This window comes from Pseudoflavitalea rhizosphaerae (genome assembly GCF_003991355.1).
GTDB lineage: Bacteria > Bacteroidota > Bacteroidia > Chitinophagales > Chitinophagaceae > Pseudobacter > Pseudobacter rhizosphaerae.
In genome coordinates, this window is sequence record NZ_RCSU01000001.1 from 90,667 (window position 1) to 107,279 (window position 16,613).

Here is a 16,613-nt window from a genome sequence, read left to right on the forward strand (position 1 = left end):
ACAGGAATTTGTGCAGATTTTTAATCATGTTCGTTGGTTTGAAACAGTGGGAAAATTACAACATCCCTTCTGTTGAAACCATCCGCTCATCACTGGTTAACAAAATTGGTGGGGACTGGGTATTACTGATCGATGGTGGCCAGCAATGCAGGCAGGTCCAGCGGTTCAGTCACCATTTGCAAATTGCCTCCGGCATCGAGCGGCCATTGCTCTCGCGGTTTATCCCAGTAGAGCTCTACTCCATTGCCATCGGGATCATCGAGATAGATCGCTTCGGAAACGCCATGATCGGAAGCGCCGGTGAGCGGGTAACGTGCTTCAAGCAATCGTTTCAGGACCACGGCCAGGTCTCTTCTCGTTGGATAGAGAATAGCGGTATGAAAAAGTCCGGGCGATTTACGCGATGCCGGCGGCTGGTCTTTACTGTACCAGGTATTGAGGCCGATATGATGATGGTATCCGCCGGCTGAGATGAACACGGCCTGGTTGCCGTATCGCTGCATGATCTGAAAGCCCAGTAATCCCTGGTAAAAATCGAGAGCTTTATCAAGATCGGAAACTTTCAGGTGAACATGTCCGATTCTCGTTTGTGCGGGAACGGTATACTCGCTCATAATGTGATTTTTGGATGATTGAATGTACAACAAAAAGGCGGAGTGCCGGCTTCTGGCGGAGTGCTGCCAGTCGCACGCCTCCGGCGAGTGACGGTTATTTGTTCGCCTCCGGCGAACACCGCGTCGCCGGAGGCGACTAAATAGAAGTCACTCGCCGGAGGCGAGCGACTGGGCACCCCCAAAGTAAAAGGGCCAACCTTTGGTGGTTGACCCTATACATATTTTGTTCACCCACAGATTACTCGGCAGAGTAACCGGCACGCTGGTACTCGAAGTTGAGGCGCGCGATATTGGTGATGGAGATCTCTTTGGGACAAACTGCTTCGCAGGCGCCGGTATTGGTGCAGGCGCCGAAACCTTCTTTGTCCATTTGCGCCACCATATTCAGTGCACGGCTCTTGCGCTCGGGATCACCTTGTGGCAACAGTGCCAGGTGGCTCACTTTCGCGCTGAGGAAGAGCATGGCGGAACTGTTCTTGCAAGCGGCAACGCAGGCGCCGCATCCGATGCAGGCAGCGTTGGCGAAGCTCAGGTCAGCCTTGTCTTTCGGGATCAGTATATTATTGGCGTCCTGTGCGTTCCCGGTATTTACGGAGATATATCCGCCCGCCTGAACAATGCGGTCGAATGCGGTACGGTCCACCACCAGGTCTTTCACCACAGGGAAAGCCTTGGCGCGCCAGGGTTCTACAGTGATGGTGTCTCCATCCTTGTAGGCACGCATGTGCAGCTGGCAGGTGGTATTCGCATGCCATGGACCGTGAGGACGGCCATCGATGTACATGGAGCACATGCCACAGATGCCTTCACGGCAATCATGGTCGAAGGCAATGGGGTCCTTACCTTCAGCGATCAGCCGCTCATTCAATACGTCGATCATTTCCAGGAACGACATTTCCGAAGAAACATCTTTCACATCATAGGTTTCAAAACCGCCCGCATCGTTCCTGCTTTTCTGTCTCCACACTTTCAGTGTAAGATTCATATTATAATGTTCCATAGACGATAGATGTAGTTGTTATTTATAGCTACGCTGAGTTGGTTTAGCTACTTCAAAGTTGAGGTCTTCCCTGTGCATATTCCATTTGTGATCACCCTGGTATTCCCACGCTGACACATAAGCGAAGTTGGCATCGTCGCGTTTTGCTTCGCCTTCTTCTGTTTGTGACTCTTCGCGGAAGTGACCGCCGCAGCTTTCATTGCGGTTGAGCGCATCGATGCACATCAGTTCGCCCAGTTCCAGGAAATCGGCCACACGATTGGCTTTATCCAGCTCAGGATTCATTTCATTGATGGCTCCGGGAATGCGTACATCGCTCCAGAATTCCTTTTTCAGTTGCCGGATCTCAGTGATGGCTTCCTGCAATCCTTTCGCATTGCGGGCCATACCACATTTATCCCACATGATCTTACCAAGGCGTTTATGGAAGCTCTCCACGGTTTTGGACCCCTTGATGCTCATCAGTTGGTTGATCCTGTCTGCCACTTCTTTTTCAGCGGCATCAAATGCAGGGTGATTGGTAGGGATACTTTTTGTAGCGATATCTTTTGCAAGGTAGTTACCGATTGTGTAAGGGATCACAAAATAACCATCGGCCAGGCCCTGCATCAGAGCAGAAGCGCCGAGACGGTTAGCGCCGTGATCGCTGAAATTGGCTTCACCAAGACAATAAAGTCCGGGCACTGTGGTCATCAGTTCATAATCCACCCAGAGGCCGCCCATGGTGTAGTGCACCGCGGGATAAATGCGCATCGGGGTTTCGTATGGGTTCTCGCCGGTGATCTTTTCGTACATATCGAAAAGGTTACCGTATTTCTCTTTCACTACTGCTTTACCCAGTTTGGTGATCTCTTCGGGAGAAACATTGGAGAGGCCATGTTTACCAACTTCGATCTCTCCGTAACGCTGGATGGCATTAGCGTAATCCAGGTAAACGGCCTGTTTGGAAGTTCCTACTCCGTAACCGGCATCGCAACGCTCTTTGGCGGCGCGGCTGGCCACGTCGCGGGGAACGAGGTTACCGAATGCGGGGTATCTTCTTTCCAGGTAATAATCCCTTTCATCTTCAGGGATGTCGGCCGCTTTGCGATCGTCGTTCTGTTTTTTGGGGACCCAGATACGGCCGTCGTTACGCAGGCTCTCAGACATGAGAGTGAGTTTACTCTGGTGGTCGCCGCTCACAGGGATACAGGTGGGGTGGATCTGCGTGAAGCAGGGATTGGCGAAGTAAGCTCCTTTCCTGTGCGCTTTCCAGGCTGCCGTTACGTTGCTGCCCATGGCGTTGGTGGAAAGATAGAAAACGTTGCCATAACCACCGGAGCATAACAGTACAGCATGACCGAAATGACGTTCGAGCTTACCGTTAACGAGATCACGGGCGATGATGCCGCGGGCTTTGCCATCGATCATAACGATCTCCAGCATCTCGTGACGGTTGTACATTTTCACGTTACCAAGAGCGATCTGGCGTTCCAGGCTCTGGTAAGCGCCTATGAGGAGCTGCTGCCCGGTCTGACCGGCAGCATAGAAAGTTCTTTGTACCTGTGTACCGCCGAATGAGCGGTTGCTGAGCAGGCCGCCGTATTCGCGGGCGAAAGGAACACCCTGCGCCACACATTGGTCAATAATATTACCACTCACTTCGGCCAGGCGATGCACATTGCCTTCGCGTGCACGGTAGTCGCCACCTTTGATGGTATCATAAAAAAGACGGAAGACCGAGTCCCCGTCATTCTGATAATTCTTGGCGGCATTGATACCACCTTGCGCTGCGATACTGTGTGCACGGCGTGGAGAATCCTGGAAACAGAAGGCTTTCACTTTATAACCGAGCTCACCCAGCGAAGCCGCAGCCGAAGCTCCGGCAAGACCAGTTCCAATAACGATCACCTCCAGTTTGCGCTTGTTTGCCGGGTTCACCAGGTTGCAATGGCCTTTATACCATGTCCATTTCTGATCCAGGGGGCCGGCAGGAATTTTTGCATCTAACATATAACCAATTTATGGTTTGCAGTTTATGAAGTCACTGATACAAGATGAATATTAGTCGATTCGCACCCATCCTAAATAGCAGGCGATGGGCATCAGGGCAAATACGACAGGAACGATGATGGAGAAACCGATCCCGATACTCTTCACCATCTTCAGGTATTTATTATTATGTACCCCGATTGTTCTGAATGCACTTTGGAAACCGTGCATCAGGTGGTATGCCAGGGAGATACAGGCGATGATATATAATACAACCATCACAGGATTCTGGAATACTTCGATCATGCGGGCGAAAAGATCATGCTGTTCCGCATCGTAGGCGGCAGGCGCCAGGTTATGTGAGATCCGGGAATCCCACCAGAACTGTGATACGTGGAGAATGAGGAACATCAGGAGCAATGTGCCGAGAAGCCCCATGCTGCGGCTGTACCACTTGGAACCTTTGTTACCCATCGGAACCGCATAGGCGACGCCGCGTTTTGAATTGTTCTGCGCAGTAAGCAGATACCCCTGTACTATATGGAGTATGATACCGGCAAAAAGACCTACCTCCGCAATGCGGATCAGGATCATCGCTCCCATGAAATGGGCAGCCCTGTTGAAAATTTCACCATTATCTGTGGGATCGAAAAGATCCGCAAAGATGCAGGAGTTAATACTGACGTGAATAATGAGAAAAAGAATCAGGAAAATTCCGGTGAAACCCATAACGAGTTTCTTACCGATGGAAGACGTAAAAAGTTCAGACCATTTCATCTGAAAAAGATTTTGTTATAAAAGCGCACTGAACTGAATGGGTGCGCAACCTGGCGTCTGAGAAGGTTCCAGCATGGAAGGATGAGCGTTAAGCTCTGATTGTGGAATAAGTGATATCTATCAACTTCCCGATGATGCTCATCCGGCCAAAAGCCTTGCCTGTCTTTATCACCGTCTCATGGTCAACACTATAGAAAGCAGTCATGAGATAGGGTTGCGTTTTGCCGCTCAGACGCAAAAGTAACGCAGCGAGGTCAAATATCATATAATTGTAAAAATTTTCTGCTTGACTCTTGAAATTATTAATTTATTAAAATGCATATCTTAGCCGCCTAAAACCAACCGAATGAAACAAGAAGAGGACTTTGACGCCAACCTGGCAGGCGAAGATGGCCGGAGCGAAGAGTCAAAGAGCAGTTGGTTCAAGAGGATTAAGAAAGGTATTCTGACCAGTACTGCCGAAAAGAAAGAAACCCCTGAAGGGCTCTGGAGCAAATGTCCCGATTGTGGCTATATCTGCACCGTAACCGAACTGAGGGAAAATCTTTTCGTTTGCCCTAAATGCGCCTACCATCACCGCATTGGTAGCGCCGAGTATTTTGAGATCCTGTTTGACGACAACCAATACGAAGTATTGTTTGAAAATATCCGCTCGAAAGACTTCCTTCATTTCACAGACCTGAAACCCTACGGCAAAAGACTGCAGGAAACCTGGGGCAAAACGGACCTGACCGATTCTATCCGTGTTGCCCAGGGTAAGATCAAATCACTCGACTTCATGGTAGCCTGTATGGATTTCGAATTCATCGGAGGCTCACTGGGAAGTGTAATGGGCGAAAGGATCGCCAGGGCCGCAGACATCTGCATAGAAAAGAAGATCCCACTCATGATCATCTGTAAATCAGGTGGCGCCCGAATGATGGAATCCGCTTTCTCGCTCATGCAGCTGGCCAAGGTATCCGGTAAATTATCGCAGCTCACCGATGCACAGGTACCTTATATATCTTTCCTGACAGATCCATCCTTCGGCGGTATCTCAGCTTCCTTCGGTATGCTGGGCGACCTCAATATTGCCGAACCCGGCGCCCTTATCGGTTTTGCCGGACCACGCGTGATCAAGGAAACCATCAAGAAAGACCTGCCCGAAGGATTCCAAAGAAGCGAATTCCTTCTTGAACACGGCTTTCTCGATTTCATTGTGCCACGTAAAGAATTGAAAGACAAACTGGCTACCGTTCTGAATCTTTTCAGGAACTAACAGCGCCATACACCGCAATACGAAATGTGAACAAGGATTTCCGAACTTCGCATTTCGTATTGTGTTATAAAGAACAAATGACAGAGATCCGCAACAGATCAGCTTATCACGACTATTTCATCGAAGACCGCTACGATGCCGGCATCGTACTGGCAGGCACCGAAGTGAAATCACTCCGCGAAGGCCGCGCCAGCTTCAATGATGCCTATTGCTTCTTCCATAAAGGAGAGCTCTGGATCAAAAGCCTTCACATCACCGAATACAGTCACGGTACCTACAACAATCACGTACCCACGCAGGAACGCAAACTCCTGCTCCATAAAAAAGAACTGCGCAAACTCGAAGCAAAGATCAAAGAGAAAGGCTACACCATCGTACCACTCCGTATTTACTTCAATGAAAAGAGTATTGCAAAAATGGAAATAGGTCTTGGCAAGGGTAAGAAATTGTACGACAAACGCGAGACCATCAAACAACGCGATACAGAGCGCGAGATGAAACGTTACATGAAATAAGCGATCCCTACTTTACAACATACGCACATACTGTGCATTAAAACAAGCTATCGGGTAGTTTGGCTTGATTTTTTCTGCCTATCTTCACGTATGTTCAAAAAACTATTCTTCTGGACAAGCGCGTTGATCCTCACCCATCAATCACAGGCGCAGTCTGCATCCGGCTCCTGGTACGGTAAAGCCGATGTGGCAGCACAGGGCTCTTACAGCAACTACCTTACAGAACTGGTACTCCAGCAGAAAGGAAATGAAGTGGAAGGCGTTTTCGGTTATTATTTCAAAGACACTTACCAGAGCTTCTTTGTGCGCGGCAAATTCAACAAGGCAACCCGCGAAGTAACTATTCCCAATCTTCCCATGTTACTCTATGCATCCACCGCCCGCAACGGCATCGAATGCCCCATGAGCTTCGTGGGTAAACTGATGGTAAGCCAGGCAAAAAGCACCTTGAACGGCTCATTCTACGCCAACGATAAATACAAATACACCTGCCCCGAACTGAAGGTCACTTTCACGATGGACCGCACAGAAAGCACAGCCACAGACGTGCTTCGCAATATGGCAGTTGGACAACGATTCTGGAAACCGCAGGAAGAAGATGTTGTAGTGGAAACGAAGAAAGAAGAACCTGTAGTAATTGTAGAGAAAAAACAGGACTCAGAGAATACACTGATCGCGAAGAAAGCTGATGAAGCAGTGAAGACCGAAATAAAAAAAACACTCACCAAAGAAGAAGAAACTGCACAAAAACAAGCTGAACTGATAAAAGACGGCGAGCTTGCCAAAAAAGAAGCGGAAGCCGTAGTTAAAGAAACAGTAGCGGAACGCAAGCCTGTTGTTCCCTCAGTTTCCACGCCACGGGTAGACGTTCCCGTTACCAGAACCCTCTCCCCTGCTGAGAACAATGCCACAAAGATCACCATCACTCCCAAACTGGAAGAATCTCTCACAGAGGCTTTCAAAAAAAGAAAGAATATCTACAGCAAAGATCTGGAAGTGGACAGCGACTCCATCCGCATCACTTTCTATGATAACGGTGATATCGATGGAGATAGCATCTCTGTTTTCCTCAATGGCGCACCTGTACTCGCCAACCAGATGATCACAGACCGGGGCACCAATATCTATGTGAAATTAGATAGTATGAAAGCGGTGAACGAGATCAGCATGTTTGCACAGAACCTCGGCACTTATCCGCCCAATACAGCTTTGATGGTGGTAACCGATGGCAGCACGAGATATGAGGTATACCTGAGCAGCAGCCTATCACAGAATGCAACGGTAAGACTGGTAAGAAAAAAGCGGCAGGATGATCCACACCGGTTGAGATTGAAATAAAAAACTTTTAGATTCAATCTTCTGCCACCTGACCCGGGAAGTAAGGTTACCAACAACAACAAAACTGCCGCAAGACCTGTAACAACGATACAGCCGAAGTAGCGCAACAGGCAGTATACGCATGCTTTCAGGAAACCCATAAGCATATCATTATGCACTGCAAGGCAAGAGGAACGCTGCAGCATTCCTCTTTTTCATTCTTATCTTTTTTCTGAAAGCGCATCTACATAGAACAACATTGCTTTGGTGATGAATGCCGTGAATGCCAGGTTTGGTTTTCCATCTACACAAGTATACCGCTCGTCCATGAGATAGAGATTGCTCAGTCCCCTGTATGCATCCAGCGAGTCCTCATCCGTTTTCCTTCCCCACCATTGCAGGATATGCAAATAATGCCGGTGTATCAGCTTTTGTACTTCCGGCTCGCTTACATCGCTTTGCATGAGAGAAAGCAGCCCTGCTGTGATATTGCTTCCTTCCTCCCGGAGTTTTTCAATATCCTCTTTGCTCATTTTCCGCAATGCCTGCTCACTTTGTTCCACTGTGTCTTTACCCCATCTTTCCATGGCTTCAGATCTCCAGGCTTCTGCGGTTTCTTTTGGGAATCCTGCATAGAGTTCTTCATTCGTTATCATATCTGGCCCTCCTGTTAATTTTTGAATGGTTTTGTTTACGGTTTCCAGCAACAGACCGGCACGGTCCCTGCGCTCCTCCAGCATTGCGCGATGCTGTTGAAGGGCAGCAACCAGATCAAAAGCAGGATCATCCAGGATACCGGCTATGGCAGGTAATGGCAGGTCCATTTCCTTATACAAAAGGATCTGTTGCAGCCGCAGCAATTCCTGCTCACCATACAAACGATACCCAGCTTCGGTACGTGCCGATGGCGTGAGTAATCCCAGTTGATCATAATGATGTAAGGTGCGCACGCTTACACCGGCCAGTTCAGCCAGCTTTTTGACTGTATATTTCATCCTATCTGTTGTTGTTGCAAACAAAGTTAGGGCCTCACGTTGCGTAAGGGTCAAGAGAAATGGAAAGTTTTTTTCATTTTTCTTACAACAACACGGGGGACTAAAAATGGCGGAGAGCTGGCAGTCGCTCGCCTCCCGGCGAGGGACTTCTATTTGTTCGCCTCCGGCGAACACCGCGTCGCCAGAGGCGACTAAACAAAACTCACTCGCCAGAGGCGAGCGAGTGAGCACAGTGAAATGAAATGTAGTAACAACCTTTTAAGTCAGCTCCACTTTTACATTATTTCCGTATTCTATTCTTTTACGAATTTGATGGTTTTGCCATTGGCAAGCCTGATAAAATACATACCGTTTTTCATCATACTGATATCAATCTCTTCACGGGCATTCAGGACCTTAAACTTCAACTGCACCGCTCCTGCCGCATTCATCAGCACAGCTTCTGTTCCTCTCAAAGTTATATCGCTTGTTTCAAGCCAGATCCTGTTCTGCGCAGGGTTCGGATACATCGAAAGTATTGCCGCTTCTTTATCGGACAGCAGAACGATCTTACTGTAGTTTACTGTTCCGTCTATATCCACCATCTTCAAACGATAACTCATCAGACCGCTGAAACTGTATGGATCAGCATAACTGTATTGCTGTGATGGTCCATTTTTCGCGTTGATCCTCGTTACGGATGAATAAACATTTCCACCCGCGCTTCTTTCCAGTTCAAAATAAGCCACCTGGTTTTCATTGGCGGTTTCCCATTTCAACTGACTGACGCCATTCTCACGCTGACCAGTGAACGAAAGCAAAGTCAGCGGTAGGGTCTGCACCTGCGTTTTCACAAAGAAGCCGCTGAAACCGGCTACATCAAAGCTCACTTCCCACCTGCTTCGGCTTGAGTTCCATACAATGTCCACATCAGCAGGATCGATGGTAATGCCGCTGCCTGCATAGGAGTCAGGCCGGCCTGTGCCATTGCTGCTGGTCCCTGCAAATTTTTCGATCAAAAGATTAGGTTTAAGCGCATCATCAAAAGATGTAACCGGCAGCTTTACTGCATTTAAGTTATTGAATTGAACAAAATCAGATTGGAGAAAGAACAATGTGATCCTGCCAGTTGCAGTGGCAGCATTGTTCTCCGGTGTTATTTCATAATGACGTCTTACATAATTGGCCGGTTGAATGAATTCATTCCACACCTTAATCCTTACTTTCCCATTAACAGCCGTTGGCGAGTTATCGCCCCGGATCTGCGCCACCAGCAGGTTGCAATTGTTTACGTAAGAAGTAAGACCAGTTGCTGACTGAATATTCGTTACATCAGAATTACCTAATGCCATACCAGCTGTAGACTCACTCGCAGCAGATTCATGAGCGCCCATGTCCACTTTTCCTAATTGAATGCGAGCTGCTCCTGCTATGTCGGTAGCTACTTCTTCCGGAACATCGGAATTGATTCCGGCATTGATGGCTGGGCTGCAATTCTGCAATGTAAAATTCCCACCGGAGGGATTTGTGTAATTAGGATCAGCATCCAGGTTCCCTTCACCCGCAGCTCCACCCTGCATGATACTGTATCTGGTATTTATGTTACTGTAAATCGAAGGAGCGCCCTGTGCAGCATTCCCCCATAGGATACTGTTGCTGATGGAAGATGATGCAGTACTTAAACAGGTTGCTGCACCTCCTCTTAATGTTGCGAGGTTATTGGCAATATTCGAATTCACAATTAGGTTGGTGCCACCTTCCAAATACACCCCGCCACCAGATCCACCGATGGTATATCCCCCCACAACACGGGTGCCAGCCTGATTCTTGTAGATATTGCAATTCACCATCGTCGTATTCGAATTCAGCGATGTGAAACCACCACCCTTCACGGAAAAACTTTCGGTAATGATCGTTGAGGAAATGAAAATCTTTGAACTGATTACTGCTATACTGCCTCCGTAATCGATAGCGCTGTTACGGAAAAAGACAGATCTCCTTACAACCACAGGCGCCGTATTCCTGTACAGCATTAGCCCTCCGCCTGTATTTTCATTGATCAGCAAAGTGGTGTCCGGTGTAATGATCGGGGATTTCGCATTACCTGCCGTAATGCCTACCCCATCGATCACAATACTGTCTGATGAAGAAATATTTTCTATCGACAATACATGAAAAGTATTGTAAGTGCTGTCGTGATTGGCGGCGATATCACCACTCAAGATGGTACCGGCCCCTGCAACGGTTGGTATCTCCCTGCCTGCCCAGCCACCAGCTCCCGCAGGCTGAAACCCGCCATAGATCCTGATCCCAGCTCTTTCGACCTTAAAGCAACTCACCTGCTTGAGAAAATCGGGAGCAGTTGTCATTTGATCGCCCGTTGGATAATAAGTGCCCCTGGCTACAAGTATTGAATCCGCACAGCTACTGCTATTGGCAAATTCCAGGGCACGTTTCAATGATTTGAATGCGTTTTGCCAGGACTTGCCGCTATTGGCATCACTTCCATTTACAGCATCCACATGCAGTAATATCTTGCTTGCTCCGGATTCATAAGCTCCCAGATCCACATTACAACCAATGATACGGGGACCTCCTGAGATGTCGAAGTCATTGCCGGCCACCAGTGCTGAATTGCCTTCTTCACGAACCGGTGAGGAAGCCGTAGGACGGAGGCCGTCATCGGCAGTAAGCCAGGTATTGTCAGGGCCATCAGGGTCGCTGACATTTACATAAAGATCGGAAAGAGAGATGGCGCTGTAATTGAGGTTCTCATCTGTTGCATAATTCTGGTCCTGTACCAATGAAAAATTCTGGCTGTATACAGTACCACTACCAACCGCCACACCACCGGAAGGATTATGTGTGGCAATGGAATTTCTCAATGTTACGCTCCCTCCGCCAGCTCCCGCAAGAAAACCATACATGGCACTTCCGGTTTGCTGATCAACAAATGTGCAATTAACGCCGAGGAAATCGGAACCGATCACGTATACCGCCGCTCCACCGAAATTACTGTTCAGCGTATTACTCCTGTTCTGATAAAAAAGACCATTCGCTATCTCAGCGCGTGTGCCTGAATTGTTGTAGATAGCGCCACCATTTCTGGCCGCTACATTCCCAAAAAAGAAAGAACGCTCCAGTTTGACCACAGCGCCGGTATGATTGTAGATGGCGCCTCCATGACCGTTCTTCGAAATATTGGATACAAAGCGGCATTGATTGAACCTGAGCTCAGACGCGCTTTGCGCATTGTACACTGCCCCGCCATTATCTTCCCGGGAAATATTATTTACGAAATTCACCTGCAGAAAACTGGCTTTGGAGTTTTGATTGCAGATCGCTCCGGCCGTTCCGTTGGCGCTGTTATTATTGAAATTGCAATTCCTGAAATGCAGTTTTCCATTATTACTTACATTCCATATCACGGCGCCACCACCTGCATACTGATTCACGGCCTGTGTACCATACGTGTAACCGGTACCGTATGGCGCATTCGCATTGCCGTTATGAACGCTGAATCCGTCAAGAACAATACTATCAGCAAATGAAGGAATATCAGTTACTGCCAAAACATGGTAACTGTTGTCTGTACTATCGCCTTCAATATTGATATCACCGCTAAGGATAGTACCTTCCCCTGAATATTCGCCTGTGGCAGCAGGCAGCACCCGCTGGGCGAAACTGCCGCCCCCACCCGGGAAGCCGCCAAATATTTTCAAACCGCCATAACGTATGAAAAAACTGCGGTTCCTGTCTGAACCACTTTGCGCACCCGTAGGATAATAAGTTCCTTTCGCTACCAGGATGTTGTCTACCGCAATATTATCGTTGGCAACCGCCAGGGCATCGGAAAGATATTTGAAAGCAGATGCCCAGGAACTGCCATCACCGGAAACAGCTACACTACTATCTACATACAGTATATCAGGAGCAGCACCCGGCGTACTGCCGGCTTCGTATGGACCGATATCTATGGTCCCTCCACTCACCCGGTTGTTACCGTTCATTTCAATATCCGGATAGGCGGCACTATTGTATAAATTATTGTTTCCTTTATTGATAAAAATGGACCCTGCCGGCAAACTGAAATCACCTGCTGCTGCATTGGTAAATGTAATACCACTGGCAGAAGCATCCAGGTTCCCGTCTGAAGTGGAATTGAATCCCTGCACCAGGCTATAGTACCTGGTTGCAGTTACACCGGGCGCAAACAATGTACTATTGGCCAGGAAAACAGAATTACTGATCTCCACACCACTCGCATAAGACAGGTTTCTTGCGCCGATGGCCCCGGCTACCGGATCTGTATTTCCATACAAGATAGAATTGACTATCTTAAGGCCCACATTTTCCATCATGCAAATACCTCCTCCTGAAAAACGTGTGCCATATCCGGCAGGCACTTCGCCACCGCTGATGGCATTGAATGATACAATGGAATTCACCAGTTCAGTATATCCCTTCAACGCAAGTCCACCACCACCGCCAGTCATTTGCTGCTTGTATACACCATCCCATACACATCCTTTCACAACACTGTAACTATTCCCGCTGATCACAGTATTCCTGATCAATGTATACACGGTTGAAAAAATTCCTCCGCCACCTCCGCTTCCTACTATAGGAGAACAGGTCCCCGCATCCAGAACGGAATTATTCCTTACGATACAATCCTCCATATCCAGTTCCCCCTCCAGGTAAATACCGCCTCCCCTGGAAGCCCAACCATAGTAGATCTGATTGTCTGCTACCAGGCATTTTTTCATTTTCAGTCCTTCCAGGCAATACAAACCTCCACCAGCAATAGAAATATGTGAAGTGGAGTTCTCATCTCCACCCGGTGCAAGATTTGATACCACAGAACAGTTCTCCATATCCAGATACCTGCGGGAATGAATACCTTGCGTTACGTTATTACTTACCACCATATTCCTCATGGTGATCTGTGTGCCGGTTGAAGTGATCAGCATACCACCGCCGGTACCATAATATCCATAAGGCCCTCCGGGACCGGATCTGTAATATTTGTAGCCACCCGGAGCCATGGTACCATTCCCGTCGCGGATAGTAAGACCATCCAGCAGGATCTTTCCATTATCATTATTGTAAGTAGCAATCACCATTACATGCCAGCAGTTATCGAGGCTGTCCGCAGTATTATTAATATTACCGCTGAGGATGGTGCCTGTACCACCATAGGGTTGGCTATTGCGCTGGGCTATTTCCGTTATCCCGTTTGCAGGATCGAACCCACCATACAGGAAAAGATTGCCGCGCAGCAGGAGAAAGGCGCTGTCCCTGTTTGTGCCGTTCTGGTTGCCGGTAGGATAATAAGTTCCTTTGGCAATAAAAATGGTATCGATGTCATTACCTGCATTGGCAGCCGCCAGCGCGCTGCTCAGGTGACGGTAGGCATTGGGCCAGCTGCTGCCATCATTGGCGCCGGAAGCCGCAGCATCCACGTACACGATCGATTGGGAAAAAGAGAAAAAGGCAATAACAGAAAAAGCGAAGAATAGTAATATTCTTTTCATGGACGGAATTTTTAGGGTCTCTCAGGTTTCAGAACAATGATTATTAATAATAGATCCATACCAGCACAAAACCGATAGCTGCCAGCAGGATGATCAGGGCATACACGAACCTTGGATCCGTGACTTGTTTTTTCATCCTTTAAAATTACACCGGAGCAGTGGCGGAGCGGGTCCGGACAGGCAGACAAAAAACCGGACAAATGCAAAACGCGCCCGGACAAGGAGTAAAAAAGTAAAAAATAGAAATGTGTAAAAATGTACTGATCACCAATTTGCGATCAGCTCCTCCAGTTCTTCATTTTTGGAGAGCCCAAGTCTTTGTCTCAAACGATACCGTGCCCTGGTAACACTTTCACGGCCGATACCAAGTGTATTTGCGATCTGAAGATTATTGAAGCCGAGGAAGATCAGGGTGGCCAGCCGCTCTTCTGCCGGCGTTACCTGTTTGAGGCGTGCCGCCATGGCGGGGAAGAAAGATGGATAAGTTTTGGCGAAACCAGTTTTGAACTGTTCCCATTCATGATCAGTGATGAGCGTGTATTCCGATAATCCTTCCAGGATATCCTGCCTTGCTTTCAAAGCAGAATCGGAAGATAATTTTTCACGAAGTGAATCGATGAGATCATTCTTTTCTTTGATATGACGTATGAAATTATCGATCTCCTCCTTCGTTCTCCTGGCCTCCAGCTCTGCCTCCCGTTTTTGCTGTTGTACTCTTTGTAAACGGTTTTGCGCTTTCAGCCTTTGCCGGTTATACAGTAAGGTGGCAATAACGGCCAGCAGAACTATGCCCGCCAGCAGGAACTGCTTGCTCCTCTTTTCCACTTTCAGCAGGGCTTTGGAATTTGCCAGCGATTGCTGAAGGTTCTCCAGCTTCACCTTTGCCTGAACAGCCTGCAGGCCCGAGCGGTTATTGAAGGCTGTTAGACTATCGTTATATACCCTGGATTGCCGGAAATAGAAAAAAGCATCATCCACCCGCCCTTTCCGGTGATAGACCGAAGCAATCCCTTCCGCAGCAGCCGCAGCATTGGCGAAATGCTTCTTCTTTTTGCTCCACTCCAGCACAAATTGCCAGTACTGCAAAGCTTTGTCATATTCTCTTTTCCTGAAGTAATTTTCTGCAAGCGCCTTCCTCGCCAGCGAAATATTGGCTGTATCACCGAAAGCAATCCCGGTACGCTCCCATTGCTCCAGCAGGGGTTCCGCAGCAACAATATTTCCCTGCAACAACAGGTTCTCTCCGATATTCCCATCAGCAATAGCACTCCATAATTTATAGAAAACCGTACTGGTATCCCTCCCCTTCAAGAGCTGCTGTAAGCGCCGGTAATAGAAAATAGAACTATCGGTTTGCTGCAGCAATTTATAACTGAAACCTACAAGATCATACAAAAAGATCTCCGTATGAAGACCGGGCGGTCTTTTCAATGTGCTCAGCTTGGCCAACGCCCGGTTACCATAATGGATACTTTCCCTGAAACTGTTGATATGGAATGCCGCCTTGCACATGCCAGCCAGCTTATGGTACAACAGGATACCGGGAAAATATTCATGCCCCTCCCGGTCCGCAATCTCGAAAGCTTTCGTGAGCATTGTGATATATTCTTCATGGCGAGCGTAGAGATTGTACAATTCTGCCATATCGAAATAGGTCTCGGCCAGCAACAGGTCATTCCCTTCCAGGTGACAAAGGCGGATAGCCTCTTCCGTGAGGGCAACCGACACCGGCCTGATGCCGATATCATTGTTCAGGTTCCGGTGATTGGAAGCGGCATTGGCCCGCAAACGCAGGAGATGCACCAGCAGCCATTTATCAGGATGCTTTTTATATCGGGCTTCTGCAGCAGGCAACAGTGTATCGAAAAGATAGGCGGGTGAAAAACTGGTGAGTTCGTAAGCTTCATTTTCTTGCAGCAGATGCTGTTGGCTCCTGTTCTCAAATGCATCCAGTATAGCCTCCGTGGAAGGGGCCTGCGGGTACAGACTGGTAATACAGCAAAGGGCAAAAAATAAAGCGAAAATTCTTTTCATCAACGATCGGGAACAGCCGTTTATAAAAAGGGAAGGTATTACATAAGTGCTTAAAAATGAAAAAAAGAAACTTCACAATAGCAAGTTCAGACCGATGTGTTCCGGACACAAGACTGGCATTTGCCAATACAGTACTAACTTTGCCATTATGCATGCAGGAACTTTCTTCAAAAGCACGGCCCTTCTGGATGATACTTTCTTTGAAAACACAGAGATCTTCATCACAGAGCACAATGAAAAAGGAGCAATGGGATTTGTAATCAATATTCCATTCCTCCGTCGTTTCAATGAGCTGGAAGAGTTCAAACACAGTGCCCCCTTTCCGATGTACGATGGCGGGCCGGTAGACCGCGAGCATCTTTTCATTCTTCACCAACGGCCAGACCTGATCAAGGGCGGCACACCTGTTACCGGCAACATTTGCTTTGGCGGGGATTTCAGGGAAGCTGTCCGCCTGATCAATAACAAAACACTTACAGAAAACGACATCAAATTATTCATCGGGTATTGCGGCTGGAACATCAAGGAACTGGAAGCAGAGATCGAAGAAGGTAGTTGGGAAATAATGAAGGAAGGGAATGTTTTCGGCTGATCCAACGCCTGCCTGGATCAAATG

12 protein-coding genes are annotated in these 16,613 nt (G+C 48.0%); 4 read left to right on the forward strand and 8 right to left on the reverse strand.

Annotated elements, in window-relative coordinates:
* Positions 1-122: 122 nt before the first annotated feature.
* From D9Y29_RS00380 to D9Y29_RS26435, 5 genes are all read right to left on the reverse strand, one after another.
* Positions 123-614, reverse strand: coding sequence for a VOC family protein (locus tag D9Y29_RS00380; protein WP_127124459.1), 492 nt, complete (start codon positions 612-614; stop codon positions 123-125).
* 238 nt (positions 615-852) lie between these two features.
* Complete coding sequence (locus D9Y29_RS00385; protein ID WP_127124460.1) at positions 853-1,614, reverse strand: succinate dehydrogenase/fumarate reductase iron-sulfur subunit; 762 nt, start codon at positions 1,612-1,614, stop codon at positions 853-855.
* A gap of 18 nt (positions 1,615-1,632) precedes the next feature.
* Positions 1,633-3,606, reverse strand: coding sequence for a fumarate reductase/succinate dehydrogenase flavoprotein subunit (locus tag D9Y29_RS00390; RefSeq protein WP_127124461.1), 1,974 nt, complete (start codon positions 3,604-3,606; stop codon positions 1,633-1,635).
* A gap of 51 nt (positions 3,607-3,657) precedes the next feature.
* Positions 3,658-4,362 carry a succinate dehydrogenase cytochrome b subunit gene (locus tag D9Y29_RS00395; protein WP_127124462.1) on the reverse strand — a complete coding sequence of 235 codons (705 nt, stop codon included), beginning with the start codon at positions 4,360-4,362 and terminating at the stop codon, positions 3,658-3,660.
* Between the two features lie 88 nt (positions 4,363-4,450).
* Positions 4,451-4,627: a hypothetical protein gene (locus D9Y29_RS26435; protein WP_164735183.1), complete on the reverse strand. Its 177-nt coding sequence runs from the start codon at positions 4,625-4,627 to the stop codon at positions 4,451-4,453.
* Positions 4,628-4,708: 81 nt separating this feature from the next.
* Here D9Y29_RS26435 and accD point away from each other — a divergent pair, with 81 nt between their 5' ends.
* The 3 genes from accD (at position 4,709) to D9Y29_RS00410 (ending at position 7,473) form a co-directional block, all read left to right on the forward strand.
* On the forward strand, positions 4,709-5,620 hold the full coding sequence (accD, locus tag D9Y29_RS00400) for an acetyl-CoA carboxylase, carboxyltransferase subunit beta (protein ID WP_127124463.1): 912 nt from the start codon (positions 4,709-4,711) through the stop codon (positions 5,618-5,620).
* Between the two features lie 26 nt (positions 5,621-5,646).
* Positions 5,647-6,135: an SsrA-binding protein SmpB gene (gene smpB / locus D9Y29_RS00405; RefSeq protein ID WP_277601105.1), complete on the forward strand. Its 489-nt coding sequence runs from the start codon at positions 5,647-5,649 to the stop codon at positions 6,133-6,135.
* A 90-nt stretch (positions 6,136-6,225) separates the two neighbouring features.
* Entirely contained in the window at positions 6,226-7,473 is a 1,248-nt protein-coding gene (locus D9Y29_RS00410) for a cell envelope integrity TolA family protein (protein ID WP_127124464.1), read from the forward strand.
* A 200-nt stretch (positions 7,474-7,673) separates the two neighbouring features.
* Here D9Y29_RS00410 and D9Y29_RS00415 read toward each other — a convergent pair whose 3' ends face one another.
* From D9Y29_RS00415 to D9Y29_RS00425, 3 genes are all read right to left on the reverse strand, one after another.
* The gene (locus D9Y29_RS00415; RefSeq protein WP_127124465.1) at positions 7,674-8,447 is read right to left on the reverse strand and encodes a MerR family transcriptional regulator; all 774 of its coding nucleotides are present in this window, start codon (positions 8,445-8,447) and stop codon (positions 7,674-7,676) included.
* 293 nt (positions 8,448-8,740) lie between these two features.
* The gene (locus D9Y29_RS00420) at positions 8,741-13,963 is read right to left on the reverse strand and encodes a T9SS type A sorting domain-containing protein (RefSeq protein WP_127124466.1); all 5,223 of its coding nucleotides are present in this window, start codon (positions 13,961-13,963) and stop codon (positions 8,741-8,743) included.
* A 264-nt stretch (positions 13,964-14,227) separates the two neighbouring features.
* Entirely contained in the window at positions 14,228-15,997 is a 1,770-nt protein-coding gene (locus D9Y29_RS00425; RefSeq protein WP_127124467.1) for a helix-turn-helix transcriptional regulator, read from the reverse strand.
* 148 nt (positions 15,998-16,145) lie between these two features.
* Between D9Y29_RS00425 and D9Y29_RS00430 the strand changes: the two genes are divergently transcribed.
* Positions 16,146-16,589, forward strand: coding sequence for a YqgE/AlgH family protein (locus D9Y29_RS00430; RefSeq protein WP_127124468.1), 444 nt, complete (start codon positions 16,146-16,148; stop codon positions 16,587-16,589).
* The last annotated feature ends 24 nt before the right edge of the window (positions 16,590-16,613 follow it).